Origin of the sequence: Brevundimonas sp., assembly GCF_029946145.1 — a bacterium.
Taxonomy (GTDB): domain Bacteria; phylum Pseudomonadota; class Alphaproteobacteria; order Caulobacterales; family Caulobacteraceae; genus Brevundimonas.
The window spans coordinates 20,271-45,289 of the sequence record NZ_JAQSDY010000032.1; the positions used below are offsets into that span (position 1 = coordinate 20,271).

At 66.5% G+C, this 25,019-nt stretch carries 21 protein-coding genes; 13 read left to right on the forward strand and 8 right to left on the reverse strand.

Features of this window, described 5'->3' with window-relative positions:
- Positions 1-2: 2 nt before the first annotated feature.
- The 7 genes from narJ to PSV23_RS16995 are packed head-to-tail and all read left to right on the forward strand — an operon-like array spanning position 3 to position 5,645.
- Complete coding sequence (narJ, locus tag PSV23_RS16965) at positions 3-713, forward strand: nitrate reductase molybdenum cofactor assembly chaperone (protein ID WP_300471457.1); 711 nt, start codon at positions 3-5, stop codon at positions 711-713.
- 11 nt (positions 714-724) lie between these two features.
- Complete coding sequence (gene narI / locus PSV23_RS16970) at positions 725-1,444, forward strand: respiratory nitrate reductase subunit gamma (protein ID WP_300471459.1); 720 nt, start codon at positions 725-727, stop codon at positions 1,442-1,444.
- Positions 1,441-2,553: a peptidylprolyl isomerase gene (locus PSV23_RS16975; protein ID WP_300471461.1), complete on the forward strand. Its 1,113-nt coding sequence runs from the start codon at positions 1,441-1,443 to the stop codon at positions 2,551-2,553. The genes narI and PSV23_RS16975 overlap by 4 nt, the downstream gene beginning before the upstream one ends.
- 1 nt (position 2,554) lies before the next feature.
- Positions 2,555-3,793, forward strand: a complete 1,239-nt coding sequence (locus PSV23_RS16980; RefSeq protein ID WP_300471463.1) for a hypothetical protein — start codon at positions 2,555-2,557, stop codon at positions 3,791-3,793.
- Positions 3,794-3,820: 27 nt separating this feature from the next.
- Positions 3,821-4,381, forward strand: a complete 561-nt coding sequence (locus PSV23_RS16985; RefSeq protein ID WP_300471465.1) for a hemerythrin domain-containing protein — start codon at positions 3,821-3,823, stop codon at positions 4,379-4,381.
- The gene (locus PSV23_RS16990) at positions 4,378-5,067 is read left to right on the forward strand and encodes a carbonic anhydrase (RefSeq protein WP_300471467.1); all 690 of its coding nucleotides are present in this window, start codon (positions 4,378-4,380) and stop codon (positions 5,065-5,067) included. The genes PSV23_RS16985 and PSV23_RS16990 overlap by 4 nt, the downstream gene beginning before the upstream one ends.
- Positions 5,064-5,645, forward strand: coding sequence for a molybdenum cofactor guanylyltransferase (locus PSV23_RS16995; RefSeq protein ID WP_300471469.1), 582 nt, complete (start codon positions 5,064-5,066; stop codon positions 5,643-5,645). Before PSV23_RS16990 ends, PSV23_RS16995 begins: the two co-directional genes overlap by 4 nt.
- 224 nt (positions 5,646-5,869) lie before the next feature.
- Here PSV23_RS16995 and PSV23_RS17000 read toward each other — a convergent pair whose 3' ends face one another.
- From PSV23_RS17000 to PSV23_RS17035, 8 genes are all read right to left on the reverse strand, one after another.
- On the reverse strand, positions 5,870-8,647 hold the full coding sequence (locus PSV23_RS17000) for an HAD-IC family P-type ATPase (protein WP_366524279.1): 2,778 nt from the start codon (positions 8,645-8,647) through the stop codon (positions 5,870-5,872).
- A 771-nt stretch (positions 8,648-9,418) separates the two neighbouring features.
- Complete coding sequence (locus PSV23_RS17005) at positions 9,419-10,858, reverse strand: aldehyde dehydrogenase family protein (RefSeq protein WP_300471471.1); 1,440 nt, start codon at positions 10,856-10,858, stop codon at positions 9,419-9,421.
- A gap of 50 nt (positions 10,859-10,908) precedes the next feature.
- Positions 10,909-12,147, reverse strand: a complete 1,239-nt coding sequence (locus PSV23_RS17010) for an NAD(P)/FAD-dependent oxidoreductase (RefSeq protein WP_300471473.1) — start codon at positions 12,145-12,147, stop codon at positions 10,909-10,911.
- 91 nt (positions 12,148-12,238) lie between these two features.
- The gene (locus PSV23_RS17015) at positions 12,239-14,617 is read right to left on the reverse strand and encodes a TonB-dependent receptor (protein WP_300471475.1); all 2,379 of its coding nucleotides are present in this window, start codon (positions 14,615-14,617) and stop codon (positions 12,239-12,241) included.
- A 120-nt stretch (positions 14,618-14,737) separates the two neighbouring features.
- A complete protein-coding gene (locus tag PSV23_RS17020) occupies positions 14,738-15,595 on the reverse strand; it encodes an SDR family NAD(P)-dependent oxidoreductase (protein ID WP_300471477.1) in 858 nt (285 codons plus the stop codon).
- Entirely contained in the window at positions 15,588-16,424 is an 837-nt protein-coding gene (locus PSV23_RS17025) for an acetoacetate decarboxylase family protein (RefSeq protein WP_300471479.1), read from the reverse strand. Before PSV23_RS17025 ends, PSV23_RS17020 begins: the two co-directional genes overlap by 8 nt.
- Before the next feature lie 74 nt (positions 16,425-16,498).
- Complete coding sequence (locus PSV23_RS17030; RefSeq protein WP_300471481.1) at positions 16,499-17,689, reverse strand: amidohydrolase family protein; 1,191 nt, start codon at positions 17,687-17,689, stop codon at positions 16,499-16,501.
- Between the two features lie 130 nt (positions 17,690-17,819).
- Positions 17,820-19,130 (reverse strand): MFS transporter, encoded by a 1,311-nt coding sequence (locus PSV23_RS17035; RefSeq protein WP_300471483.1) that lies wholly within the window; start codon positions 19,128-19,130, stop codon positions 17,820-17,822.
- A gap of 276 nt (positions 19,131-19,406) precedes the next feature.
- Between PSV23_RS17035 and PSV23_RS17040 the strand changes: the two genes are divergently transcribed.
- The 6 genes from PSV23_RS17040 to PSV23_RS17065 are packed head-to-tail and all read left to right on the forward strand — an operon-like array spanning position 19,407 to position 25,017.
- The gene (locus PSV23_RS17040; protein WP_300471485.1) at positions 19,407-20,279 is read left to right on the forward strand and encodes a CoA transferase subunit A; all 873 of its coding nucleotides are present in this window, start codon (positions 19,407-19,409) and stop codon (positions 20,277-20,279) included.
- 10 nt (positions 20,280-20,289) lie between these two features.
- Positions 20,290-21,105 carry a hypothetical protein gene (locus PSV23_RS17045; protein WP_300471487.1) on the forward strand — a complete coding sequence of 272 codons (816 nt, stop codon included), beginning with the start codon at positions 20,290-20,292 and terminating at the stop codon, positions 21,103-21,105.
- Between the two features lie 2 nt (positions 21,106-21,107).
- Positions 21,108-22,001 (forward strand): enoyl-CoA hydratase, encoded by an 894-nt coding sequence (locus PSV23_RS17050; RefSeq protein WP_300471488.1) that lies wholly within the window; start codon positions 21,108-21,110, stop codon positions 21,999-22,001.
- Between the two features lie 2 nt (positions 22,002-22,003).
- The gene (locus PSV23_RS17055) at positions 22,004-23,083 is read left to right on the forward strand and encodes a nitronate monooxygenase (protein WP_300471490.1); all 1,080 of its coding nucleotides are present in this window, start codon (positions 22,004-22,006) and stop codon (positions 23,081-23,083) included.
- A 13-nt stretch (positions 23,084-23,096) separates the two neighbouring features.
- The gene (locus tag PSV23_RS17060) at positions 23,097-23,846 is read left to right on the forward strand and encodes an enoyl-CoA hydratase family protein (protein ID WP_300471492.1); all 750 of its coding nucleotides are present in this window, start codon (positions 23,097-23,099) and stop codon (positions 23,844-23,846) included.
- 10 nt (positions 23,847-23,856) lie between these two features.
- Positions 23,857-25,017, forward strand: coding sequence for an acyl-CoA dehydrogenase family protein (locus tag PSV23_RS17065; protein WP_300471494.1), 1,161 nt, complete (start codon positions 23,857-23,859; stop codon positions 25,015-25,017).
- Positions 25,018-25,019: the final 2 nt, after the last annotated feature.

The following is a 25,019-nucleotide window of genomic DNA, read 5'->3' on the forward strand; positions in this document are numbered from 1 at the left end:
TCATGGCTTTGACCTATCGCGCCCTTGCGCTTCTGCTCAGCTATCCGACCGCGGACGTCCAGGCCGCCGCGCCGGCGATCATGGCCGCCATCCGCTCGGAAGGCATGGTCCCCGCCCCTATCGTCGGGGCGTTGGAAAAGCTGGTCCGCAAGCTGGAGCGCGAGGACCTCTTTGATCTCCAGGAGGGCTTCGTTCACCTGTTCGATCGGACCCGATCACTGTCGCTCAATCTGTATGAACACATCCACGGCGAGAGCCGCGATCGCGGACAGGCGATGGCGGCCCTGATCGAGCTGTACCGCTCCTACGGGCTGGAGCTGACCGCCAATGAGCTGCCGGACCACCTGCCGGTGTTCCTGGATTTCCTGTCCACCCTGCCGGAAGAGGAAGCCGCCTCCCTGCTGGGCGAAGGCGCCCATGTGCTGGCCGCCCTGACCGAGCGGCTGCACAAGCGCGAAAGCCCCTATCGGGCCGTGTTCGGGGCGCTCACGGCCATGACCGGAGCCGTGCCGGACTCCGACGCCGTCGCCGCCCTGATGCAGGAACCGGACGACGATCCGGACGACCTGGAAGCGGTGGACAAGGCCTGGGAGGAGACCGCCGTCACCTTCGGCCCGGCCGACGCCGGCTGTCCGAAAGCCGACTCCATCCTGTCCGCCATGAACGCCGCACCGCCGCCCGACAAGAGCCGCCGCGCCGGCGCGGCCGCCTGAGGACCCCTGCCATGGACATGAACACCTTCTTCTTCGGGGTTTATCCCTATATCGCCATCGTCGTCCTGATCCTCGGGTCGGTCATTCGTTTCGACCGCGAGCAATACACCTGGCGCACGGGCTCGTCGCAACTGCTCCGGCGTAAACAGCTGATGTGGGGCTCGGTCCTGTTCCACGTCGGCATACTGATGATCTTCGGGGGGCATGTCGTCGGCCTGCTGACCCCCGTGGCGATCTGGGACAGCCTGCACGTCGCCCATTCCTTCAAGCAGATGCTGGCGATCGTCGCGGGCGGGTTCGCCGGCCTGCTGATGATGATGGGCGGCCTGCTGCTGCTGCATCGACGCCTGTTCGACGCCCGCATCCGCGCCACATCCACGTTCGGCGACACGGCGATCCTGATCATCCTGCTGGTCCAGCTGTGTCTGGGCTTCTTCACCATCCGCGTCTCGATGGGCCATCTCGATGGCGCGGAAATGATCAAATTCATGACCTGGGCGCAGGGGATTTTCACCTTCAGGACCCGCATCGCCGATGTCGTGGCCAACGTCGACTGGGTGTTCAAGATCCACATCGTCCTGGGTCTGACCATCATGATCGTCTTCCCGTTCACCCGACTGGTCCACATGCTCTCGGCGCCGGTCTGGTATCTCAACCGCCGGGGCTGGCAGCTCGTCCGCAGCAAGCGCCGGATGCCGGTGGCGCGCCGTGCCGGGGGCCAGAACCAATGAGCGCCGTCATCGTCGTGGATGGGGTCGCTCTCCCCGAACGCCTGGTCGCCGAGGAGGCCCAGAACCATCCCGCCGCCACCCCCGAGGCGGCGAGGAAGGCTGCGGCTCACGCCCTGGCCATAAAGGCCCTGTTGCTGGACCGGGCTCATCAGCTTGGTCTGACGCCCCAGGCGGAGCGGGATGAGGATGGCCGCGAAGAGACGCCTGAGGAAGCCCTGGTCCGGGCGGTGCTGGACGCCGAGATTGAGGTCGAGCGCCCCGAAGAGGCCGAATGCCGACGCGTCTACGACAGCACGCCGGAACGGTTCCGCACCCCTGCCCTGACCCAGGCCTCCCACATCCTGTTTGCGCCGAAGGGCGAGGACGAGGCCGCCCGGGAGGCGGCGCACGCCGCCGCCATGGGCGCCATCGCCGAGCTGGCGGACCATCCGTACCGGTTCGCCGACCTGGCCGCCGCCCTTTCCGACTGCCCGTCCAAGGGCGTCGGCGGCTCCCTTGGTCAACTTTCGCCCGGCGATCTCGCCGCCGAGGTCGAGGCCGGGCTGAACCGGCTGCAGGACGGCGAGACCGCGTCCGAGCCGGTGCGCTCGCGCTTTGGCTGGCATGTCCTGCGACTGGAGCGGCGTATCGAAGGTCGCCTGCTGCCCTTCGAACACGTCCTGCCGCGTATCGCCCTGCATCTGGAAAGCCGGGCCTGGACGGCGGCCGCGACCCGCTACGTCTCCGGCCTTGCCGCCGAGGCGCGCGAACGGGGCGTGGCGCTGAGCGTGACCGAGGATGGCGGGGTCGCCCACGGCGCCCTGTCGTTGGGGGACCTGCTGAACGACCAGGCCGCCGTCACCGCCCGGCTCGAGCTCTGGCTGGACGAAGCCGATCCGGCGCTGGCCGCCCAGGCCCGCGAAACGGCCGCCACCACGGGCGCCAGTCTCGCTGAGTTCGTGCAGCGCGAAATCTCGGAATTTGTCCAGGCCGCCGATGACGAGGGCTGGACCCGCCTGATCTCGGCCGCCCAGGGCTCCGACGATCCGGCCCTGGCCTGCGTGCAAGCGATCTTGAAGTCGAAACTGAAGGCGCCCGCCCGAACCTACACCCTGATCCGGAGACACTGACATGCCGCCGATCGGCCGCCCGGCCTTGATGGCTCTCGCCGTGATGGCGGTCCCGGCGCTGGCCTACGCCCAGTCTCCCGCCCAGTCTCCCGCCGCAGGGCCGGCGGCCGCCTCGACGCAGTCGGGCGATATCCTGTTCGAAAGCCGTCTGCGCTATGAGGGTGTCAGCCAGGACGGGCTCGATGACGCCACCGCGGTGACCCTGCGCGCGCGCCTGGGCTGGCAGAGCCCGGAGCGGTCCGGCTTCCGCCTGCTGGTCGAAGGCGAGGCGGTCGCCGCTCTGATCGATGACTACAACGACACCATCCACGGGCCCCTGCGCTATCCCGTGGTGGCCGATCCGGAGGCGTTCGAACTGAACCGGCTTCAGGTCGCCTGGACCGGCCTGCCCGACACCGAGGTGATCCTGGGCCGGCAACGCATCGTGCTGGGCTCCGCCCGCTTCGTCGGCAATGTCGGCTTCCGCCAGAACGAACAGACGTTCGACGCCCTCAAGGTGACGACCCGCGCGTTTGAGCCGTTGACCGTCACCTGGGCCTGGATCGACCGGGTTCACCGGGTGTTCGGCGACGACAGTCCCGTCGGCGAGTGGCGCTCGGACAGCCACCTGGTCAATGTCGAGGCCCCGACTCCTGCGGGCAGGCTGACGGCCTATGGCTATCTGCTGGATTTCGCCAACGCCCCGGCCCAGTCATCCGCCACCTGGGGCGCACGGCTGGAGGGAAGCCGCAACCTGTCGCCGGACTGGTCGGCCCTGTACGCGCTCGAATACGCCCGCCAGTCCGAATACGGAGCCAATCCTGCGCGGTTCGACCTGGACTATGGGCAGGTGTCGGCGGGACTGAAGCGCGGTCCCGTCACGTGGACGCTGGCGCTCGAGCGACTGGACGGAAACGGCGCCCAGGCGTTCCAGACCCCTTTGGCCACACTGCATGCCTTCCAGGGCTGGGCCGATGTCTTCCTGAACACGCCGAGGGACGGTTTGCGCGACGTCTCCGCCACGGTGAGCTATGCGGTCGCCCATCCGCCCGTGGGGCGCAGCGGCGCCCTGACCGCCTCGTGGCGTGACTTTCAGGACGCCGACGGATCCGTCCGCTACGGCCGCGAACTGGACGTATCGGCGCGGCTGGCGTTTGACGCGCGGTGGGCTGTCGAAATCAAGGGCGCTCATTTCGACGGGGCCCAGGGCGCCTTCGCCGACCGCGACAAGGTCTGGGCCGCCGTCGACTACCGGTTCTAGACCGATGATCGGGCAGGGAGAGCGCGGATGAGCCAGAGCCCCCGGATCGAGCCGCTGCCCCCCGAGCTTGTTCATGAACCGCTGAACTGGCTGTTCGCCGAACACTATCGCCATCGCCAGCTGTGCCAGCTGATCGAACGCGTCGGCAACGCCACCGTCCTGCTGCGTGACGAGGCGCAGGAAATCCTCGACTTCCTGCGCCATGACATGCCGCTGCACGTCATCGACGAGGAGGATGACCTGTTTCCGCTTCTTCGCCGGCGCTGTCAGCCCGCCGACGAGCTGGATACCGTATTGGGTGCGCTGTCGGCCGAGCACCGCGACGACCTGGAGCAAGCCCGCGTCTTGATCGCGGGCCTCGAACGGGCCCTGACGGATGGCCGGGCGCCGGGACGTGACCGGGAGGCCCGACGTCTGTTCACGGAATTCGCCCTGCACGAACGCCGCCACATCGCGCTGGAGAACGCCGTGGTGCTGCCGATCGCCCGCCTTCGCCTGACGGCTGCGGACCTCAGATCGCTCAGCATCCGACTGGCGGCGCGCCGCGGCGTGTTGCTGGACCCCCAGGGCGACGAGGCCGCGTCATGATCGAGGATCTGCTTCGCAACAATCTGGCCTGGGCGGCGACCAGGACCCGGCTCGATCCTGAGTATTTTCGCCGGCTATCGAAGCAGCAGACGCCGCAGTATCTGTGGATTGGCTGTTCCGACAGCCGGGTTCCGGCCAATGAGGTGGTCGGGCTGCAGCCTGGCGAACTGTTCGTCCATCGCAACGTCGCCAACCTGGCGCCGGCGCAGGACATGAACCTGCTGGCCGTGCTCCAGTTCGCCCTGGAATCGTTGAAGGTCCGACACATCATCGTCTGCGGCCATTACGGGTGCGGCGGCGTCCGCGCCGTGCTGGACGGACAGCGTCACGGCATCCTCGATCACTGGATGCAGCGGGTCCAGCGCCTGTGCGAAGACCATCAGTCGGATCTCGGCGCCATCCACGACCCCGAGACCCGGGTCAATTTCATCTGCGAGAAAAACGTGCTGGCCCAGGTGCGGGCGCTTTCCCGCAATCCCTTCGTCACCGACGCATGGCGTCGCGGGCAGCCGGTGTCGATCCACGGCTGGATCTATTCCATTCGCGATGGTCTGGTCCGTGATCTCGAGACGACGGTCAGCGACGCTGACGAGGCCGGTCGCCTGAGCGCGCCACTGCCGCTGGCCCGACGCGGCGGCTCGCCCCGAACCGCCGTGAAACCCCGATCGCCGGGCCGCGCCACATGAGCCTCGTCGTCGCAGTCCTGGCCGGCGGGGCCGGGCGGCGGATCGGCGGCGACAAGCCGCGTCATCTGCTCGGCGGAGCCCGCCTGCTGGACCATGCGCTGGCGACGGCGCGAGCCTCGGCCGCACCGGTGATCCTCGTTGTGCGCGATCCCGAACAGGTGGAGGGCTTCGCGGGAACGGTGGTGCTGGACGCACCCGGGATCGCGGGCCCCCTGGCCGGCCTGCTCTCGGCCCTGGCCTGGGCCGTGGACGCCGGCGCGGACCGGGTGCTGACCCTCCCCTGTGACATGCCCTTTCTGCCTGGCGACCTGAACCTGCGGCTGGATCTGGCGCTGACGAAGGATCTCGGGGTCGCGGTCGCTGCAAGCGGGGGACAGCTGCATCCTGTCTGCGCCTTGTGGCGCACCACCGCGGTGCGAACCCTGGTGCAGCGAGCGGGCGAAGGGCGCCTGTCCCTGCGCGGACTGAGCGAAGCCGTCGGCTGCGCGGTCGTGGAGTGGCCCATTGATGAGGGCGACCCCTTCATCAACATCAACACCGCCGAGGACCTCGCCGCTGCCCAGGCGGCCCTGACCTGAGGGATTGGCGACACCCACGCCGGGCACGCAGCGCGAACGCGCGTCCATCGCTTGATGGCGAAGCCGGCCTGGAGTCACCGGCGCCAGTTGCGGTGGTGTCATGCCGTCCTCCGCCAATGTCGGCAATCGTCAATACCAGGCATTCAGTGGCGGCCGAACTGCGGACGTGTTCGCCTGGCCCGGACTGACGGACCGCCGTCGACCCATCGCCGGCTCGCGCCTGGTCAGGCGACGCGCGACCGTCCCCCGCTGGCGCTGCGGCGAGGCGAGTTCAAAACCCGCCCTCGCGCGGCCTTCTCCAGCTCGGTGGCAAGGAGCGTCGTCACCCCGAGGCCGATCACGACCGCGCCCTCGAAGAACGACAGCGGCTCGGTGCCGAAGGCAGAGTTAAACCAGGGCGCATAGGTAAGGGCGACCTGCGCCAGAACGACCACGGCGACGCCGATGAGGATCGCGGGCGTCCCGAGAACCCCGGTCCAGGTTATCGAAGCTCCGTGGATGTAGCGGACGGAGAAGAGGTAGAAAACCTGCATCACCACCAGGGTGTTCACCACCAGGGTGCGAGCGTGTTCCAGACTGCCGCCGCGCTCAAGCGCCCAGAAGAATACCCCCGTCGTGCCCGCGACGAAGATCGCGGAGACATAGAGCACCTGCCACCATAACGCTCCGGTGAGCAGAGGCTCGGTCCTCGGGCGTGGCGGTCGACGCATGGCGCCGGCTTCAGGGCGTTCGAACGCGAGGGTGAGTTCCAGCGCCACGCCCGTGATCATGTTGACCCACAGGATCTGGATCGGCGTGATTGGCAGGACGAAGCCGAAGGCCAGGGCGACAACCAGCGCCCCGGTTTCCCCGCCGTTCGTGGGAAGCACCATCGAGATGACTTTTTTCAGGTTGTCGTAGACGGTGCGTCCCTCGCGAACCGCCGCCACGATGGAGGCGAAATTGTCATCCACCAGAACCATCTGCGCCGCGGCTTTCGCGGCCTCCGTCCCCCTGAGCCCCATCGCCACGCCGACATCCGCCTGCTTCAGCGCAGGCGCGTCATTCACCCCGTCTCCCGTCATCGCCACCACGTGTCCCGCGCTCTGCAGCGCCCGCACGAGACGCAGCTTGTCGGACGGGCTGGTGCGGGCGAAGACGACCGCCTCCTGCGCCACGCCGACGAGTTCATCGTCGCCCAGCCGGGCGAGGTCGTGGCCGGAGATGACCCTGGGATCGTCGGAGAGCCCAAGTTGTCGGGAGATCGCGATAGCGGTGGCGGCGTGGTCCCCGGTGATCATCTTCACGGATATGCCGGCCTCGCGGCACTCCAGGATCGCGGCCCGGGCCTCGTCGCGCGGCGGGTCGATGATGCCCACCACACCCAGCAGGACCATGTCCCGTTCCACGTCAGACGGCTTGAGTTCCGGGGCGCCGGGGCCCGCTCGCCTGACAGCCAGGGCAAGCACCCTGTGCCCTCCCCGCGCCAGCTGATTGACCGCGCTCGTCCAGTAATCTTGATCGAGCGGGCCTTCGCCTTGCGTTCCCAGCTGCCGGGCGCACATGCCGAGAACGCGTTCCGGAGCGCCTTTCAGGAATATCTGGCGGTCGCCGTCCGCCAGCTGATGCAGCGTGGCCATGTAGCGGTGGCGGGCGTCGAACGGAATCTCCGCCAGGCGCCGGGCCTGCGGCGCCGGCTCGGCGGAGGCGGCTTCGATCTTGCCGGCCAGGGCGATGAGCGCCGCCTCCATGGGGTCGCCGTGCGGCGCCCAGCCTTCGTCCGTCTGTTCGATACGGGCGTCGTTGCAAAGGGCGGCGGCCGCGGCCATTCGTGTGAGGATCGACCAGTCCGCCCCCCTCCCGTTCGCGCCCGGCAAGGCGACATCGCCAGTCGGCGCGTATCCCGTCCCACCGATCGCCACCACTCCGCTGGACAGCACGACCGAGGTCACGGTCATCTCGTTGCGGGTGAGGGTTCCGGTCTTGTCGGAGCAGATCACCGAAACGGAGCCGAGCGTCTCTACTGCAGGCATATGGCGGATCAGCGCGCGACGGGCGGCCATGCGGCCCACGCCGATCGACAGGGCGATGGTCATGACCGCCGGCAGACCTTCGGGAATCATCGCTACAGCGAGGCCCACGATGATCATGAAGGCCTCAGCGGCGTCGTAGCCGCGAATCCAGTAGGCCAAGCCAAACGTCATCGCGGCCAGAACCGCCACCACGATGGTCAGCTGACGGGCGAAATGGTTCATCTGTCGGACCAGCGGCGTGGGCGGCCGCCTGACCTCGGCGACGAGATCGCTGATCCGGCCGAGTTCCGTGGCCCCGCCGGTTGCGACCGCGCCCCCCTGGGCCGAGCCAGCCGCCACCAGGGTGCCGCAGAAGGCCATGGCTGTCCGGTCACCGAGCGATGCGCCCGGATCGTTCGGCCGGATGCCCTTGTCCACAGCGACAGCCTCGCCGGTCAATGCAGCCTCCTCGACCCGGAAATTGCTTGTCCGGAACAGCCGCAGGTCTGCCGGGACGCGATCCCCGGCTTCCAGCAGAACGACGTCTCCGGGCACAACCTCGTCGGCGGGTACGGTCATGCGCAACCCGTCACGCAGGACGGATGCATTGGGATCGAGCATCCGGCGAATACCGGCGAGCGCCCGTTCGGCGCGGCCCTCCTGGATGAAGCCCGCCAAGGCGTTCACCATGACCACCACCATGATGACCAGGGCGTCCTTGAGATGCTGCATCAGGGCCGCGCCGATGGCGGAGGCAATCAGCACATAGATCAGGACATTGTGGAACTGTTGCAGGAAGCGCCGCAGAGGGCCCGGCGGTCGCGGCTCCGGAATCCGGTTGGGGCCGTGGAGTCCGAGTCTCGCCTCCGCTTCCGACGCGGACAGGCCGGCGGGCGAACTGTCGATGTGGGCGAACGCCTGTGCGACGGAGAGCGCGTGCCAGTCAGGGGCGGCGCCCTGCCCTGATCCGCCGGTGACGGGCGGCGACCTGCGCGTTTCAATCTGGACCAGTGGACACTTCCCTCCCGCTCGCCGATGTCATTTGGGCAATGAGGTGACGCGCATCGGCATTTTGGTCCTCCCGGCTGGGCGCTCCTGTCCCACGCGTCGGATCGGGCCACGTTGATCCTGGTCAAACATCGATCCCGGGCGGCGGCGGCTCCATCCCGAGGTCTCCCGCGGCTCGGACAGACAGTCGATTTTCCTCACCCTTCCGGAGGAAGGGCGTTCAGCCGTGGCCTACAGCAGCATCTCCCCTCACTCCCACTCGATTGCACGATCTCGTTTAAGTATTTGTTTTAACATGTCTTTTTTGCATCTGTCCCCAGCTATGCCGATCTGCAAGCGGACGAAATTCCCGGGTTCTGAAAATACTGATTAAATAAATCGATGTAAAAAACCGCGTGATCGCGACATCTTTCGAGATGTATTGACAACGCCGCGCGGCCAATACGTCACGAGCTCAGACCAGCAACACAGCGCTCCAAACTACCATACGAACCACGTTCTAGGCATCGCCCGCCATCGCGCTCGCCGGCCTTGATCACGGTCTCGGGCGGCCGTAGGCGTCGCGCGCCCATTCGATGTCATCGGCATGGGTCCGCCGGCCCGTTTCGAGTAGTGGGCCTAGATGGGAACGGTTCCGCACCGTGCTTGTCGGCAACCGTCGCCGGCCCGGTCTGAGGCCAAGCAAGCTCTTCTTCACCACGTGCAATTTCCTGTCAGCCTCCGCCGGATTCGCGAGCATTGGACGGGGAACCGGCGCCGGGCCTGACTGGACGATCATGTCGCCTCCTGGACCGGCGTGTAGCCGAGCGTGGCCTTGACCTCGAGGAACTCGGCGAAAGCATGATCACCCCATTCGCGACCGTTGCCCGACTGCTTGAAACCGCCGAAGGGCGCCATCAGATCCGGCCCCGGGTTGTTGATCAGCACCTGACCGGCCCGCAGCCGGCGGGCGAGGTCGCGCGCATGATCCATGTCTCCCGACTGCACATAGGCCGCCAGCCCATAGACGGTGTCGTTGGCGATCTCGACCGCCTCATCCTCGCTGTCATAGGGAATGATCGACAGGACGGGGCCGAAGATCTCCTCGCGCGCGATGGTCATGCGGGGATCGACGTCGGCGAAGATCGTCGGCTTGACGAAATAGCCTGCGGCCAGGCCGTCAGGACGGCCCGTGCCGCCCGCGATCAGGGTGGCACCCTCTTCGATCCCCTTGGCGATCAGGGTCTGGATCTTGTCCCACTGCACGGCGGAGACCACTGGTCCGAGCGTGACGTCACGGGTCGGATCGCCGATCGTCAGGCTCTCGGCGGCGGCCCTGGCGGCGGCCTTGACCTCGTCCATTCGGGCGCGCGGGGCCAACATCCGCGTGGGGGCGTTACAGGACTGGCCGCTGTTGGTCATGATGTGGGCCACGCCCGCGGTCACGGCGGCCGGAATGTCGGCGTCCTCCAGGATGATGTTGGCGGACTTGCCGCCCAGTTCCTGATGCACGCGCTTGATCGTCGGAGCGGCGTTGCGCGCCACCTCGACGCCGGCCCTTGTCGATCCGGTGAAGCTGACCATGTCCACGCCCGGATGGCTGGAGAGGGCCGCGCCAACGTCCGGTCCGTCGCCGTTGACGAGGTTGAATACCCCCGCCGGGACTCCTGCCGCGTCCATGATCTCGGCCCAGAGAATGCCGGACAGGGGAGCGACCTCGGACGGCTTCAGCACCATGGTGCAGCCGACGGCCAGCGCGGGAGCGACCTTGCAGCCGATCTGGTTCGACGGCCAGTTCCACGGCGTGATGAAAGCGCAGACGCCGATCGGCTCGCGGCTGATCAGGGTGGAGCCACGCAACTCTTCGAACTCATAGTCCTTGAGTACCGCGATGGCGGTGCTGAGGTGGGCCGCCCCCATGAAGGCCTGGGCGTTGCGGGCCAAGGCCGCCGGGGCGCCCATCTCGGTTGTGATGGCTTGGGCCATCTCGTCCTGGCGGCGGACGTATTCCGCCAGGATGGCTTCCATAAGATCCAACCGCTCCTGCCGCGAGGTGCGGCTGAAGCTGACGAAGGCGCGCCGCGCCGCCTCGACCGCGCGATCCACATCCGCGGCCCCGCCCAAGCTTATGCGCGCCACGACCTGTTCGGTCGCCGGATTGATGACGTCCAAGGCGCGGGGCGCGACTGGATCGACCCAGACGCCGTCGATGTAGAAACTGAGATGATCGGTCATGATGCCTCCAGGGCGATGTGTTCGAACGGGGTCGGATGCCGGCGACGAGATCAAAGAGCGACCGTCTTCATCGACGTCGCGCGGTCGGCCAGGCGCTCACGGGAGACGGGCGTGCGACGGCCGATCAACTGGCGTCCGACCATGAACTCGCCGGGGGCATTGACGGCCTCCACCGCCTGAATCAGGTCGCCCGCCATGTGGAACAGGGCGAAGCCCGGCATGCCGGGGTCTCCGCGCACCACCATGTCGTCGCATCCGACCGGCACGCCCGCGATCTGCAGCTTGAGATCATACTGATCCGACCAGAACCACGGGATCTCGGGTTCCGGCGCGGGACGTCCGGTGATGGCGGCGACAGCCTGCCGCGCCTGCTCCAGCGCATTGGGCACGCTCTCCAGCCGCATGAACGTGTCGGAGAGCGGCATCGGACGGCGGGTCACATCGCCAATGGCGAAGATCGCTGGATCGCTGGTCCGCGCCGCCCGATCGACCACGACGCCGTCCTGACAGTCCAGCCCCGCCGCCTGCGCCAATTCGTCATTGGGCGCCGCGCCGATGCCGATCAGAACCGCGTCGCAATCCAGAATCGACCCGTCGTCAAGTTGCGCGCCCGCGACCCGACCCTCCTCACCGATCAGCCGCTCGACCGTCGCGTCGAGAATGAACCGCACCCCGCGTTCGCGGTGAAAGGATTGAAAGAAGCGCGACAGAACCGGACAGGCGACCCGCGCCAGGATGCGGTTCTCGCGCTCCACAATGGCCACCTCGGCGCCCAGGGCTCGAGCGGAGGCCGCCACCTCCAGGCCCACATACCCGCCGCCGATCACGACCAGCCGCTTCACGTGGCCATGATCCGGATCCAGTGCGGCCTTCAGCGCCTCTGCGTCCGCCGCCGTGCGCAACGCCGTCACCCCGTTCAGGTCAGCGCCTTCGATATTCAATAGGCGCGCCCGCGCGCCCGTGGCCAGGATCAGCCGGTCATAGGCAAGCGTGTCGCCATCGCTCAGGCGAACGGTCCGCCGGGTCCGGTCGATGAACTCGACCGTCTGCGACAGTCGCAGATCGACGTGATTTTCAGCGTACCATTCGGGGGCCTTGAGGCGCAGACCGTCGCCGTCGGCCTCGCCCTTCAGCCAAGCCTTTGACAGCGGCGGTCGCTGATAGGGCGCCAGCGGTTCGGCGCCGATCAGGGTGATGTCGCCCGCATGTCGGTATTGTCGCAGCAGGGCGGCGGCGGTTCCGCCGGCGTGACCGGCCCCGACGATGACGATATGTGCATTGTCGCTCATGGACCGCGGCCCCACCCGGAGAGTGTCGGAGACCCGGCCGGAAGACCGTTGCGAAGTCGACGTCGCAACGGTCTTCCGTCGGGCTGTCGTCCTAGAACCTCACGCTGGCCTGCAGGCCGAGGCTGCGCGGATCACCCCATTGCCGCACGGTAAACAGGCTCAGGTTGATGCCCGAAACCCAGTACTCCTCGTCAAGCAGGTTCTTGCCCCAGATCGAGATTTCGGCCGTGCGGCCGTCGCCGATATCGATGTCGCTGAGCGACAGGCGACCATCCAGCAGGCCGTAGGCCTTGCGATAGGACAGCGGGTCGTTGTTGATCCCGCCCGCCTGTTCGCCGCGCCAGCTGTAGTTCAGACTGGCTACGACATCGCCGCCCGCGACGCCGGCCCAGCGATAATCTACCCCTAGGGTGTAGTTGTGCTCGGGGATCAGCGGGAAGACGTAGGTGTCCGTCACATCCAATCCCGACGGCAGGATGAACTCGTCGTATTCGGCGTTGGTATAGCCGTAGCCGAAATTGATCCTGAGGTTGTCGATCGGGCGCACCTGACCTTCGAGCTCGAAGCCGGACATATGCGCCTTGCCCGCGTTGATGATCGTCGTCGTGATCAGGGCGGGCACGAAGACACCGACCTGGAAGTCGCGATAGTCGCTGTAATAGACTGACGCGCTGAGGCTCAGGCGACGGTCGAACCACTGCCCCTTGGTGCCGATCTCATAGGCTGTCAGCCTTTCGGGTGCATAGGGCGTCAAGAAGCTGGCGTTGGTCGCAGCGACGTCGTTGTTGCCGCCGCTCTTGAAGCCCGTCGCGAACCGGCCATAGACATTCCAGTCCTCGGCCAGTTTCCACGAGATGTTGGCCTCGGGGGTGAACTCGGACCATTCGCCTTCGGCGGTCAACGGGATCAGATCGGACGGACCGATATTGCCCGCACCCGGCAACGCCCCGAGCGCCGGACCGCCGCTGCGCGTGACAGGATTGCCGCTTGCATCGCGCTGGAACACGCCGGACCCCTGGGCCGAAGGGTTGGCGGCGTAGGCCGAGTAGGACTGGCTGAGTGAGGTCGCTGACTTCTCGTCCTTGTTGATCCGGCCGCCCAGGGTCAGGCTCAGTCGTTGGTCGAAGGCCGAGGGCGTCCAGGTCATCTGGCCATAGGCGGCCAGCGAAGTGTTTTCAGCCGAACGTTCGTTGGTGTCGAACCTGTCGCCCCCGAACTGAAGGTTCCAGCGCGGGTTGTGAACGTCGTACTCTTCTTTGAAAGCGAAAAGGCCGAAGGTGTATTTCAGCTGCTCGGTGGATCCGATCAACTGCAGTTCCTGCGACATCTGCTTATAGTTGTTGTTCAGAGTGAAGTGGGTGATATCCACACCAACCCCGTCGAAGTCAGTGCTGCTTCGCGTCTTCAGCTCACGATAGGCCGAGATCGACTTGATCGTGATGTCGCCCAGGAATGGCACGGCGCTGGCGTTGTACTCCGCCGTCAACGAGTGCCCGCTGACGAAGAAGTCGCTGCGGTTGGCGTAGTCATTGGCGATCCCCTCGGGACGGTCCGTATGGATCGAGTTCTGGATGCGGGGGTACAGCGACGCCAGCACCCCACCGGGGCCAATCAGGCCTGGCGCACTGATCGCCAGCATGGCCGGCGAGCCGCGGCTGGAGGTGTCATCATAGCCATAGGCGAGCGTGAAACCCTCGGTCGGACGCCAAAGGATGTCCAGGCGACCGGCCTGCTGGTTCTGCTCGCCGAAGGTCGCGAAGCGGGCGTTGGGATGGGTGTTGTCGAAGAAGCCATCGCGGGTGCGACCCGAATAGGCGACCTTGACATCGAAGGCGCCGATGCCGGTTCCGACTTCGCCGATGCGGGGCAGGTCCAGAGACAGGCGCTGCTCGAACAGGTTCGCGCTGCCGACGCCGAGCATGAATTTGCCGCCGAACTCACCGGACGGACGCCGTGTCACCAGGTTGACCGCGCCGCCGATGGTGTTCTTGCCGTACAGGGTGCCCTGCGGACCACGCAGCACTTCGATCCGCTCCAGATCCACTGTATCGAAGGCCGCTCCGGTTGATTTCGCGATCGGCACCCCGTCGATATACAGGCCGACCGGCTGGTCGCGGCCCAGGCTGGTGTCGGCCGACGGCGCCAGGCCGCGCATTGAAATCAGCGGTCCGAACGAACCCCCAACCGTCTGGTTGATCTGGATATTGGGCACATAGCCGCCGATGCCCGAGATATCGGTCACCCCGGCGCGTTGCAGAGCCTCGCCCCCAAGAGTCGAGACGGACAGCGGCACGTCGATCAATCGCTCTTCGCGGCGCTGGGCCGTCACGACGACGTCGTCGATGCGGGTCGCCTGCTCTGTCGGCGCTTGGGGCTCTGCTTCCTGCGCCATGGCCATCATGGGCCAGGCGCCAGCCAGAGCGGTGCCTGCCAGCAGAACAGTGGCCGCGCGATTCATGCGAATAGTCATCTAACCCTCCCTAATAGCCCCATGACCATTTTTGGTCTAGTTGATTGTTATTTTTATGTTTTTTTACGATACTTATTTGAACCTGGGCTGGGTGCTCCCTGTCGCCCTCGATCCGTTCCCCTAGCCGCCGAGCCCGACGGGCGCGCTGCGGGTCAGGATGCTGTCCATGCGACGACGAATGTTGCCGTCCGTCCGCTCGCTTTCGGGCAGGAGCCAGAAAAGGCCCTGTGCGACGCCGTCCAGAGCGAAGGCCGCGACCTCCTCCGGTTCCGTGACGGGGACGCCCCCGTTCTGTTGGGCCAGTTCGGACATCGACTTGCCAGCCGGCTGCGGGCTGGCCGGGTCGACATAGTCAGCCGGACGCGCCGAACGCATGAGGTTGGTGTTGACCAGGTGCGGCCCGGGAAACAGCAGCGCCGCCTTCACCTTGGCTCCCTGGGCCGTGAGTTGATGATGGAGCACCTCCGTCAGGCTCGTCACAGCCGCCTTGGTCGAGGCGTACACGGGCGTCCGCGCCGACGGCGCCAGCCCGCCGTTGGCCGAGGTGGTGTTGACGACATAGCCGTCCTCGCCCCCCGCCAGCATGCGGGGCACGAAGGCCCGGATGCCGTGGACCACGCCCATGACATGGATATTGTGGCCCCACTCCCAGTCCTTGAGCGCCAAGGTCCAGATGGGCTCCCGGAAATCGCCCAGGCCGACGCCTGCGTTGTTGAACAACAGGTGGACCGCTCCGTGACGCGCGTAGACCTGATCAGCCAGGGCCTCGACCGAGTCCTGCTTCATCACGTCGGCCACGACACCGACGATGTCGCCTCCCTCGGCGCCCAGGGCGGCCACGGTCGCTTCCAGGGCTTCGGCGTTGATGTCGCTGAGCACCACCTTGGCGCCGCGCTCGACGAGAGCCTCGCCCAAGGCGCGCCCCACGCCGCTGGCGCCGCCCGTGACGACGGCGACCTTTCCCGTCAGATCACGCATCCTGAAGCACCGCCTCCGAAGCGAGCGCGATCTCGACGCCGCCGGTCGGGTTGTCGTCGTAGCGGCCGAACCAGAAGGGCTGCAGCCATTCGCCCGGCACCTTTTCCAGGATTTCGCCACCGGTGATGCTGCGGCCTTCGGAGTATTCCATCTTCAGCAGTTTGCGCACCGGCACGTCGACCAGCGGATCGGAAGCGGACTCGCGCAGGGTGACCACGCCGCCGTCGACGACATGGTGCAGGTCCCAGTCGCGGGCCCAGTTCAACTGGGTCAGGAAGACGTCGCCGTCGAAGCCGAAGCCGTTGTCGATGCCCGGCATCGCCTTGTAGCAGAACAGGTTCTCGGTGAATTTCTTGGCGCCCAGGCTCTCGCCGATCCTGCCTTCCAGCTCGACGAAGGCGACGCCGTTGCGGGTGCAGGTGACGTGCAGGCGGTCGCCGTCATTGGTGAATTTGACGTCGGCCAGCTTCTTGGGCTCGCCGAAACGCTCACGGCCGCTGATGACGACGAATTCGCCGCCCATGGGCATGGCGAGGACGTACCAGCCGGTCCTGCCCTTGTAGGTGGCCTCGACGCCGACTGTCATGGCCGCCGACACCACGACGTTGTCGGGCGTCGGACGCATTTCGACATGGGAGAACTGGATCAGAATCCTGGAGGCGCTGGTCGGCGCCAGCGGCTTGGGCAGCAGGGCCGCCACGATCTCCGGATCGGTCTCATAGAAGGCGCGCAGCGTCTGCACGGTGTTCTTCAACCCGCCGCCGGAGGCGCGAGCCTCCATCGCAGCCTTCAATTTGGTCACGTCCTGCACGTAGCGAAGCTTGGCCAACGTCGTTTCTCCCGGTCGTTTTTTGAGGGTCTGGAGGGGGAGCGGACGTCGAGGCGCCCGATCCCCGCTCGGTGTCAGGCGGCGGCCTTTATAAAGCTGGCCTTCTGCGGGCCGATGCGCGCCGCGATGGCGTTCAGCGCCTTCTCATCCAGGTCGTAGACATCCAGCGCATTGCCCGCGAACATCCTGGAGATGTCGGCTTCGGGCAGGCCACCCAGGCTGGCGATCATCTTGGGCAGGGTGTGGGGCCAGGTGCCCTCGGGGTGCGGATAGTCGGTGCCCCACAGAACCCGGTCGATGCCGATGTTATAGTAGGACTCGGTGGTCTCTTCGTCCGGCAGGGCCGAGCAGCCGACCCAGATATTGCGCTTGAAATAGTCGCTCGGCTTCATCGACAGGTTCGAGCGGTGATCGCCCAGCTTGCCGCTGGTGTGCTTGACCGAGGCGCGGACGTCCATCAGCTCGAGCATCCACGGGAACCAGAACTCGCCGCCGGCCTCGGTGAAGGTGACCTTCAGGTTCGGGAACTGCTCGAACACGCCGCCGAAGATCAGGGCCGACATCGGCCGGGTCAGGAAGAAGGCGTATTCCGACAGGTAGATGCCGATCCAGCCAGGCAGCGAAGTGTCATAGGCCGGCGCCGCGCCCGAGTGAAAGTTGACGGGCATGTTGTACTCTTGGAGCATCGCCCACATCCGGTGGTATTTCGGATGGTTGTAGAAATCGAAGCCCTCCATCAGGGTGGGCAGGACCACGCCTTTGAGCCCGTTCTCCTTGGCCCAGCGGATCTCCTTGAGGTTCTGCTCCATGTCGTAGAAGGCCGGGATGATGGCCAGGCCGATGCGGCGCACGGGGTCCATCTGACAGAACTCGGCCATCCAGCGATTATGGGCGCGAGCCCCCGCCCACTGCAGGTGCGCGTCCTTGAGAACCGGCCTCAGACCGATGTCGGCGCCGAACGGCGGGGCGTTCCTCTCGGTGATACCGTCCGGATACAGAACCTCGGCGGCGACCCCGTCTTCGTCCAGGATGCGGCTGCGGATCGAGGAATCCCAAGCGCCCTCCATGCCCTCGCCGGCGGCGGCGCGCCATTTGTTGTTGAAGTCGTCAAGCAGGAAATTCTTCTCATGTTGCTCACGCGCCGCGATTTCCTTGGCGATGCGTTCATCGAATTCTTCGCGGTACTGTGAATCCAGATACTCCCGATACTTTTCAGGTGGCAATCCGGCATGACCATCGGACGAAATTACAAGATATCGATCCACAGAACACTCCAACGTTTCATTGGCGGATACGAACTGACCTGCTCGTCAGCCAATTCTTAAATCGTCATGGAACGATTATTACCCGCCACTCGTCGACAACAAGCGCGTGGACGCAGACGGTTTATCCGCATCAGGAAACAATCGGCGGGCAGGCCAGACCGGGTTTGCCGCGCCGCAGCGAGGCGTTTTTCCAGGCATAGCGCGCGAGCCCGGCCATGACGGCGCAGTTCAGGATGAAGGGCGCCGCAGGTGCGAACTCGTAGAGCAGCACTCCGATGACCGGCGTGACGACGATGGCCGCGCCTGAGACGCTGGAAACCATACCCGCCACGCCGCCCTGCTGATCCTCGCGCGCGGCCAGGGAGGCGCCCGCCATAAAGCCCGGGCGACAGAAGCCGAAGCCGAGGGTCAGCACCACATAGCCGAGCGTCAGAAGCCAGAAGTCGTGCGCGAAGACGGTGATCAGGTTGCCTGCCAGCGCCAGGAGGGCGCCGGACCGCAACAGTTGGCGCGGTGACAACTTCAATAGGGGGATCAGCACCCACTGGCCGACAAGACCGGCAACCGCTCCGGCCGCCATGGCGATGCCGATATAGGCTTGGGATTGGGCCAGCGGCAGCGCCATCGAATCCATGATGACGAAGCCCAACGTATAGACATTGATGGCTTGGGCGCATCCCGACAGCAGGCCGTACAGTAGATACGGCGCGACGTTCCGGTCGCTCCACAGCCTGGGCGAAGTCCCGGATCCCTGCCCGTCCCTGGACACGTCCTGCGCCGACCTCATCAGCACCGGCGGCCGGTCGCGCGGGATCACCACCGCAACCGCGACCAGAATGCCCCCGGCGATCAGGGCGAAGATGGTCATTGGACCGGCCAGCCCCAGAAAGCCGAACACCAGCAGCGGCGACACGGCCGGTCCGATGATCGTGCCCATGCCCAGCGCTCCGGCCAGGGCGGACATGGCCGCCGTCCGGTCCTTCTCTGATGTCCGGTCTGCCACATAGGCCTGGCTGGAAGACGCCGTCGCCGACCCGAGTAGGCCGAAAATTCCACGAATGACGGCGAAGGCCGCGAACACCGCCAGCGGGGTCAGGAGCGCCTGCAATCCGGCCCACACCACCAAGGCGCAGCCGAGCATCGAGAATACAAAGCCGCCCAACCCCAGCATCATCATCGGCTTGCGGCCGCGCACGTCCGAGACCTTTGCCCAATGCGGCGCGCTGAGGGCCCACAACAGGGCCGACAACGAGAAGATCGCCGCCACCAGATGGTCGGATATGCCGATGGCGCGGCCGATGGCGGGCATGACCGAGATCAGGCCGGTGTTGCCCACGGCCATGGCCATCGACACCACGAAGATGAGTACAAACACACCGCGGGAAATGGAGGTCTCGGTCGTCCCCGATACGATCCGGCTGTTGCGTATTCTCTGCAGCAATCTGGCTCCCCCCGGCCGGATCGCGCTGAGACGCGCCGCCTGATGGATGTCTGGGGCGGACAGCGCCGCCATCGTCGAAAAAATAGAGCGCACCCGCGTCCAACCGATAAGGCGTCGGACACGCCCAGAGTGTTTCGTCAGCAGCCCTATTGCCGATCACGCGGCATTGTCTCCGGAGGCAAACAATCCGTTCCTTCGAGGCCCCTTCACCCTCCCCGGTCCGTCTCATAGCGTCGTGACAGGAACCAATCTTCCCTGCTTACGGAGTTTGACCGCGTGCTCGACAAACGGCTGGATCTGGATGGCTTCGTCGCCGGCCTGCGCGACGGAATGACGATCGGAATCGGCGGCTGGGCCACGCGTCGCAAACCCATGGCCCTCGTGCACGCCATCGCGCGTTCCGACCTAAAGGACCTGACCATTGTCAGTTACGGCGGTCCGGACGTCGGCACCCTGGTGGCGTCAGGGAAGGTGAAGAAGCTGATCTTCGGCTTTGTGTCCCTGGATCACTTCCCTCTGGACCCGCATTTCCGCGCCGCCCGTCAGGCGGGCGCCCTGGAGATTCTGGAACTGGACGAGGGTCTGCTGCACTGGGGCCTGCGCGCAGCGGCGATGCGCCTGCCTTTCCTGCCAGCCCGCTTCGGCATGGCCACCGATATCCCCTCGCAAGGACTGAAGACGGTTCAGTCCCCCTACGCCGACGGCGAGACCTTGCTGGCCATGCCTGCGATCAGGCTGGACGCAGCGATCATGCACGTGCATCGCGCGGACCAGGCGGGCAATACGTTGATCTTCAGCCCTGACCCCTTCTTCGACGATCTGATGGCGCGCGCCGCCGACACGGTCTTCGTTTCAGCCGAACAGGTGGTCGGGACCGAGGGCCTTGACCTGCCCGCCAACTCGCGCTTCCACCCTTTCGAACGTAGCGTCGTCACCGGGGTCATCGAGGCGCCGCTGGGCGCCCACCCGACCGGCGCCACGCCCGATTACGGGATCGATATGGCCCATCTGAAAACCTACGTCGGGGCGACTTCACCGGAAGGCTGGGACGCCTATCGCGCCCGCTTCATCGATGTAACGCCCGACGCCTACCTCGCGGCAGTCGGCGGGGCAGCCTACGTCCGCGCGCTGCCCGCGCCGGTCTATTGAGGTCCGCCGAATGACCCAGACACCCTATACCTTGGCCGAACTGTGCATCGCCGCCGCCGCCGACGCCTGGCGCGATGACGGCGAGGTGCTGGCGACCGGCATCACCCTCATGCCGCGTCTGGCCGCGGGCCTGGCCAAGCTGACCGTCAATCCGGCCCTGATGCTGACCGACGGCGAGAATCATTTCGTTTCGGAACCCGTGCCTGTCGGTCCGCGAAACGGCTACGTCCCGAAGGTCGAGGGCTGGATGCCTTTCGCCCGCACCTTCGACAATCTGTGGGGCGGCAAGCGTCACGCCATGGTCGTTCCGACCCAGATCGACCGCTTCGGCCAGACCAACATCTCGGTCATTGGCGACCATGCCAGGCCCAAGGCCGCGCTCTTGGGCGCACGGGGCTATCCCGGCAATTCGATCAGCCACCCGAACAGCTATTTCGTGCCGACCCACAACCAGCGCGCCTTCGTCAGCGGAGAAGTCGATTTCGTCTGCGGCGCTGGATACAACCCCGCCCGCTGGCCCGACGGCAAGAAGCCCGGCGGTCTCGATCTGCGCATGGTCGTCACCAACCTCGCCGTGCTGGACTTCAACGGCGCCGAAAAGGCCATGCGGGTGCGCTCGCTGCACCCCGGCGTCACTTTCCAGGAGGTCCAGGACAACACCGGCTTCGTCCTGGCCCGGCCGGACGGCATCCCCGAAACCGCCCCCCCGACCGCTGAGCAGTTGTCCATCATCCGCGACCGGCTGGACCCACACAATCTGCGCGCCACCCTGTTCAGGGACGACCCGGCCGGCGATCGACGGCTGCAACGTTCGGACGCGGCCTGAACATGAGCGATCTGGTCCCACCAAAAGACGTCGAGATCGTCTACGAAACCGCGGTTCCGGTCGCCTATGCGGTCGATGGGCCGGTCGCCTGGATCACCATGGACCGCACGGCGTTTCACAACGCCCAGAACTCGCAGATGACCTATGCGCTGGACGACGCCTTCCGTCGCGCCGTCGATGACGATGGCGTCAAGGTGATCGTCCTGCGCGGGGCGGGGAAGCATTTCTCCGCCGGGCACGACATCGGCACCCCCGGCCGCGACCTGCACAGGAGCTTCGAACGCAGGCATCTCGTCTATGATCACGTCAACAAACCGGGGGCCGAACTCCTCTACGCCCGCGAGCACGAGGTTTATCTGGGGATGTGCCGCCGCTGGCGCGAGATCCCCAAGCCGACCATCGCCATGGTCCAGGGCGCCTGTATCGCGGGCGGCCTGATGCTGGCGTGGGTCTGCGACCTGATCATCGCCTCCGACGACGCCTATTTCCAGGACCCTGTCGTGCGGATGGGGATCCCGGGCGTGGAGTATTTCGCCCACGCCTTCGAAATGCACCCGCGTATCGCCAAGGAGTTCCTGTTCCTGGGGGAGCGGATGCCAGCCGCCCGCGCCTATGAGCTGGGCATGGTCAACCGCGTGGTCGCCCGCGACCAGCTGGAGGATCAGACTCGCGCCGTCGCCGAAAAAATCGCCGCGATGCCGCGTCTCGGCCTGTCCCTGACCAAGCAGGCGGTGAATCACGTCGAGGACCTGCGCGGCAAGCGAACGGCGATGGACGCCGTCTTCCACATGCACCACTTCGCCCACGCCCAGAACGATCTGGTCAGCGGCAACAGCCTGGGCGGCCTCGACGGCAAGGCCATGGCGGCCGGCAACAAGCGCGCGGACGAGGGCTGACCATGGCCGACGCCCTCTCCACTGAACTGACCGCCCGACTGGGCTGTCGCTATCCCATCATCCAGACCGCCATGGGATGGATCGCCACCCCCGAACTGGTCGCCGCCACCAGCGAGGCCGGCGCCTTCGGCTTCCTCGGCGCAGCGGTGATGCGCCCGGCCGAACTGCGTCAAGCCATCGCCCGGCTGAAGGGGCTGACCAGCAAGCCGTTCGGCGTGAATTTCCACATGTTCCAGCCGGGCGCGGAAGAAATCGTCGAGATCATCCTGGCCGAGCGCGCCCAAGTCCGCGCCGTCAGCTTCGGGCGCGGCCCCGACAAGGCGGTCATCGCCCGCTTTCGCGACGCGGGCATCGTCTGCATCCCCACCGTCGGCGCGCTGAAACATGCCCTCAAGATGGTCGAACTGGGCTGCGACATGATCACGGTCCAGGGCGGGGAAGGCGGCGGCCACACCGGCTCGGTCGCCACCACCGTCCTGCTGCCACAGATACTGGACTCGGTGAGGACGCCCGTCGTGGCGGCGGGCGGCTTCAGCGACGGGCGCGGACTGGCCGCCGCCCTGGCCTATGGCGCTGCCGGCATCGCCATGGGCACCCGCTTCTTGATGACGGCCGAAAGCCCCGTCCCCGACGCGACCAAGGCCCACTATCTGAAGGCCGGTCCCGACGACATCCTCGTCTCCACCAAGGTCGACGGCCTCCCCCAACGGATGATCCGGAATCGGCGTCTGGCCCGGATCGAGAGCGCCGGTCCCCTCTCCATGTGGCTGCGCGCATTCGAAAGCGCCCTGATGATGAAGCGGGCGACCGACGCCTCGACGTCCGAGCTTCTGGCCGCCGCGCGCGCCATGACCAGCCACGGCGGCCTGACCCTGGCCCAGGCCATGATGGCCGCCAGCGCCCCCATGCTGATCCAGCGCGCGGTCGTCGAAGGCCAGCCCGACGATGGGCTGATGGCCACCGGCCAGGTGGCGGCCCGCCTCGGCGACCTGCCGCCCTGCCGCGACCTGATCGAACAGATTGTCACCCAGGCCCGCGCGCGGCTGGAGGCTGTGTCCAGCCCGCTCGCGACCGCGGCCTGACAGGGAACCCCCAATGCCCCTCCGCACCGACATCAACGACCGCATCGGCGAGATCATCCTCGACCACCCCCCGGTCAACGCTCTGGACTCCGCACTGTGGAACGCCCTCCCGGGGCTCATCACCGAGGTCGGTTCGCGCGAGGACGTGCGCTGCGTCCTGATCCGCGCCGAGGGGCGCGGCTTCTGTGGCGGCGTCGACATCAAGGAGATGCAGGCCCATCCCGAACGGATCGTGGCCCTCAACCGGGGCAACTACCTGACCTTCAAAGCCGTGCGCGATTGTCCGGTCCCGGTGGTGGTCGCCGCCCACGGCTTCGTCATCGGCGGCGGCATCGGCATCTGCGGCGCGGCCGATACGGTCATCGCCTCTGACGACTGCTATTTTTCCCTGCCCGAGATCGACCGGGGCGCCATGGGCGGCGCGTCGCACCTGTCGCGAATGCTGCCCCTGCCCGTCGTGCGCGCCGCCTTCTTCACCGGCGGCAAGATCACGGCCCAGGACGCCTGGCGCCTCGGCGGGGTCCAGAAGCTGGTCCCGCGTGATCAGTTGTATGCCGAAGCGCGCGCCTTCGCCGGCATCATCGCCTCCAAGAGCCGCACGGCCGTGATCCTCGCCAAACAGGCGCTGAACGGGCTGGAGCCGCGCGACGTCGACCACGGCTACCGCTTCGAACAGGGCTTCACCCTGGAAATGTACATGCACCCGGACAGCCAGGCGTCGCGCGACGCCTTCGTCCATCAGAACCAGACCGCCAAATTCTGAAGGTCAACCAGTGAACCTGAGTTTTACCCCTGAGCAGACGGCCTTTCGGCACGAGGTACGCGCCTGGATGGCCGCCCATGTGCCCGCCGACCCTCTGCCCTCCTTCGACACCGCCGAGGGCTTCGCCGCCCACCGCGAATGGGAGCGCACACTGAGCCAGGGCAACTTCGGCATGGTCACATGGCCCAAGGCCTATGGGGGGCGGGCGCTGGACCTGGTCCAGTGGCTGATCTTCGAGGAAGAATACTACCGCGCCGGCGCGCCCGGTCGGGTCAATCAGAACGGCATCTTCCTGCTGGGCCCGACGTTGATGGAGTTCGGCACGGTCGAGCAGAAGGCGCGTTTCCTGCCCGCCATGGCCGCCGGCGATGAAATCTGGGCCCAAGCCTGGTCGGAGCCCCAGGCAGGCAGCGATCTGGCCGCCGTCGCCGCCACCGCCGTCCTGGACGGCGATGACTATGTGTTGAACGGCCACAAGATCTGGTCGTCGCGCGCCGTCTTCGCCGACTGGGCTTTCGTCCTGGTCCGTACAGAGGCGGGCTCACAGCGCCACAAGGGCCTGTCCCTCCTGCTGATGGATCTGAAGACCCCCGGCGTCCTCGTCCGGCCCATCCCGCAGATCAACGGCGAGGCCGGTTTCGCCGAAATCTTCCTGGAGAACGCCCGCGTGCCTGCCGCCAACCGTCTGGGCGACGAGGGACAAGGCTGGCACGTCTGCATGGCCACCGCCGGCTTCGAGCGCGGACTGATGCTGCGCAGCCCGGCCCGCTATCAGCAGGCCGCGCGCCGTCTGGCCGCTCTCTATGTTCGCCACCGGGACGAGGTCGATCCGGCGCTGGGCCGCGACGTGGCCCAGGCCTGGATGGACGCCGAGGCCTATGCCCTGTCGATCTATTCGACAGCCTGTCGCCTGTCGGCTGGCGGGTCGATCGGGGCCGAGGCCAGCTGCAACAAGATCTTCTGGTCCGAGATGGACATCGCCTTGCACCAGACTGCGCTGGCGGTCCTGGGGCCGCGCGCCGAACTGCTGGCGAACGGGCCCGACGCCGGGGACGTGGGTGACTGGCTGGGCGGGTATCTGTTCTCGCTGGCCGGGCCAATCTACGCCGGATCCAATGAGATCCAGCGCAATATTGTCGCCGAGCGCCTGCTCGGACTACCGAGGGGCTGATC

Excerpts from the sequence above, each read along its gene's own strand:
- PSV23_RS17010 (WP_300471473.1), bottom strand. The coding sequence starts at position 12,147 with ATGAGCGACAATGCACATATCGTCATCGTCGGGGCCGGTCACGCCGGC.
- PSV23_RS16990 (WP_300471467.1), top strand. The coding sequence starts at position 4,378 with ATGATCGAGGATCTGCTTCGCAACAATCTGGCCTGGGCGGCGACCAGG.
- narI (WP_300471459.1), top strand. The coding sequence starts at position 725 with ATGGACATGAACACCTTCTTCTTCGGGGTTTATCCCTATATCGCCATC.
- PSV23_RS16975 (WP_300471461.1), top strand. The coding sequence starts at position 1,441 with ATGAGCGCCGTCATCGTCGTGGATGGGGTCGCTCTCCCCGAACGCCTG.
- PSV23_RS17015 (WP_300471475.1), bottom strand. The coding sequence starts at position 14,617 with ATGACTATTCGCATGAATCGCGCGGCCACTGTTCTGCTGGCAGGCACC.
- PSV23_RS16985 (WP_300471465.1), top strand. The coding sequence starts at position 3,821 with ATGAGCCAGAGCCCCCGGATCGAGCCGCTGCCCCCCGAGCTTGTTCAT.
- narJ (WP_300471457.1), top strand. The coding sequence starts at position 3 with ATGGCTTTGACCTATCGCGCCCTTGCGCTTCTGCTCAGCTATCCGACC.
- PSV23_RS17020 (WP_300471477.1), bottom strand. The coding sequence starts at position 15,595 with ATGCGTGATCTGACGGGAAAGGTCGCCGTCGTCACGGGCGGCGCCAGC.
- PSV23_RS17005 (WP_300471471.1), bottom strand. The coding sequence starts at position 10,858 with ATGACCGATCATCTCAGTTTCTACATCGACGGCGTCTGGGTCGATCCA.
- PSV23_RS17055 (WP_300471490.1), top strand. The coding sequence starts at position 22,004 with ATGGCCGACGCCCTCTCCACTGAACTGACCGCCCGACTGGGCTGTCGC.
- PSV23_RS17045 (WP_300471487.1), top strand. The coding sequence starts at position 20,290 with ATGACCCAGACACCCTATACCTTGGCCGAACTGTGCATCGCCGCCGCC.
- PSV23_RS17060 (WP_300471492.1), top strand. The coding sequence starts at position 23,097 with ATGCCCCTCCGCACCGACATCAACGACCGCATCGGCGAGATCATCCTC.
- PSV23_RS16980 (WP_300471463.1), top strand. The coding sequence starts at position 2,555 with ATGCCGCCGATCGGCCGCCCGGCCTTGATGGCTCTCGCCGTGATGGCG.
- PSV23_RS17050 (WP_300471488.1), top strand. The coding sequence starts at position 21,108 with ATGAGCGATCTGGTCCCACCAAAAGACGTCGAGATCGTCTACGAAACC.
- PSV23_RS16995 (WP_300471469.1), top strand. The coding sequence starts at position 5,064 with ATGAGCCTCGTCGTCGCAGTCCTGGCCGGCGGGGCCGGGCGGCGGATC.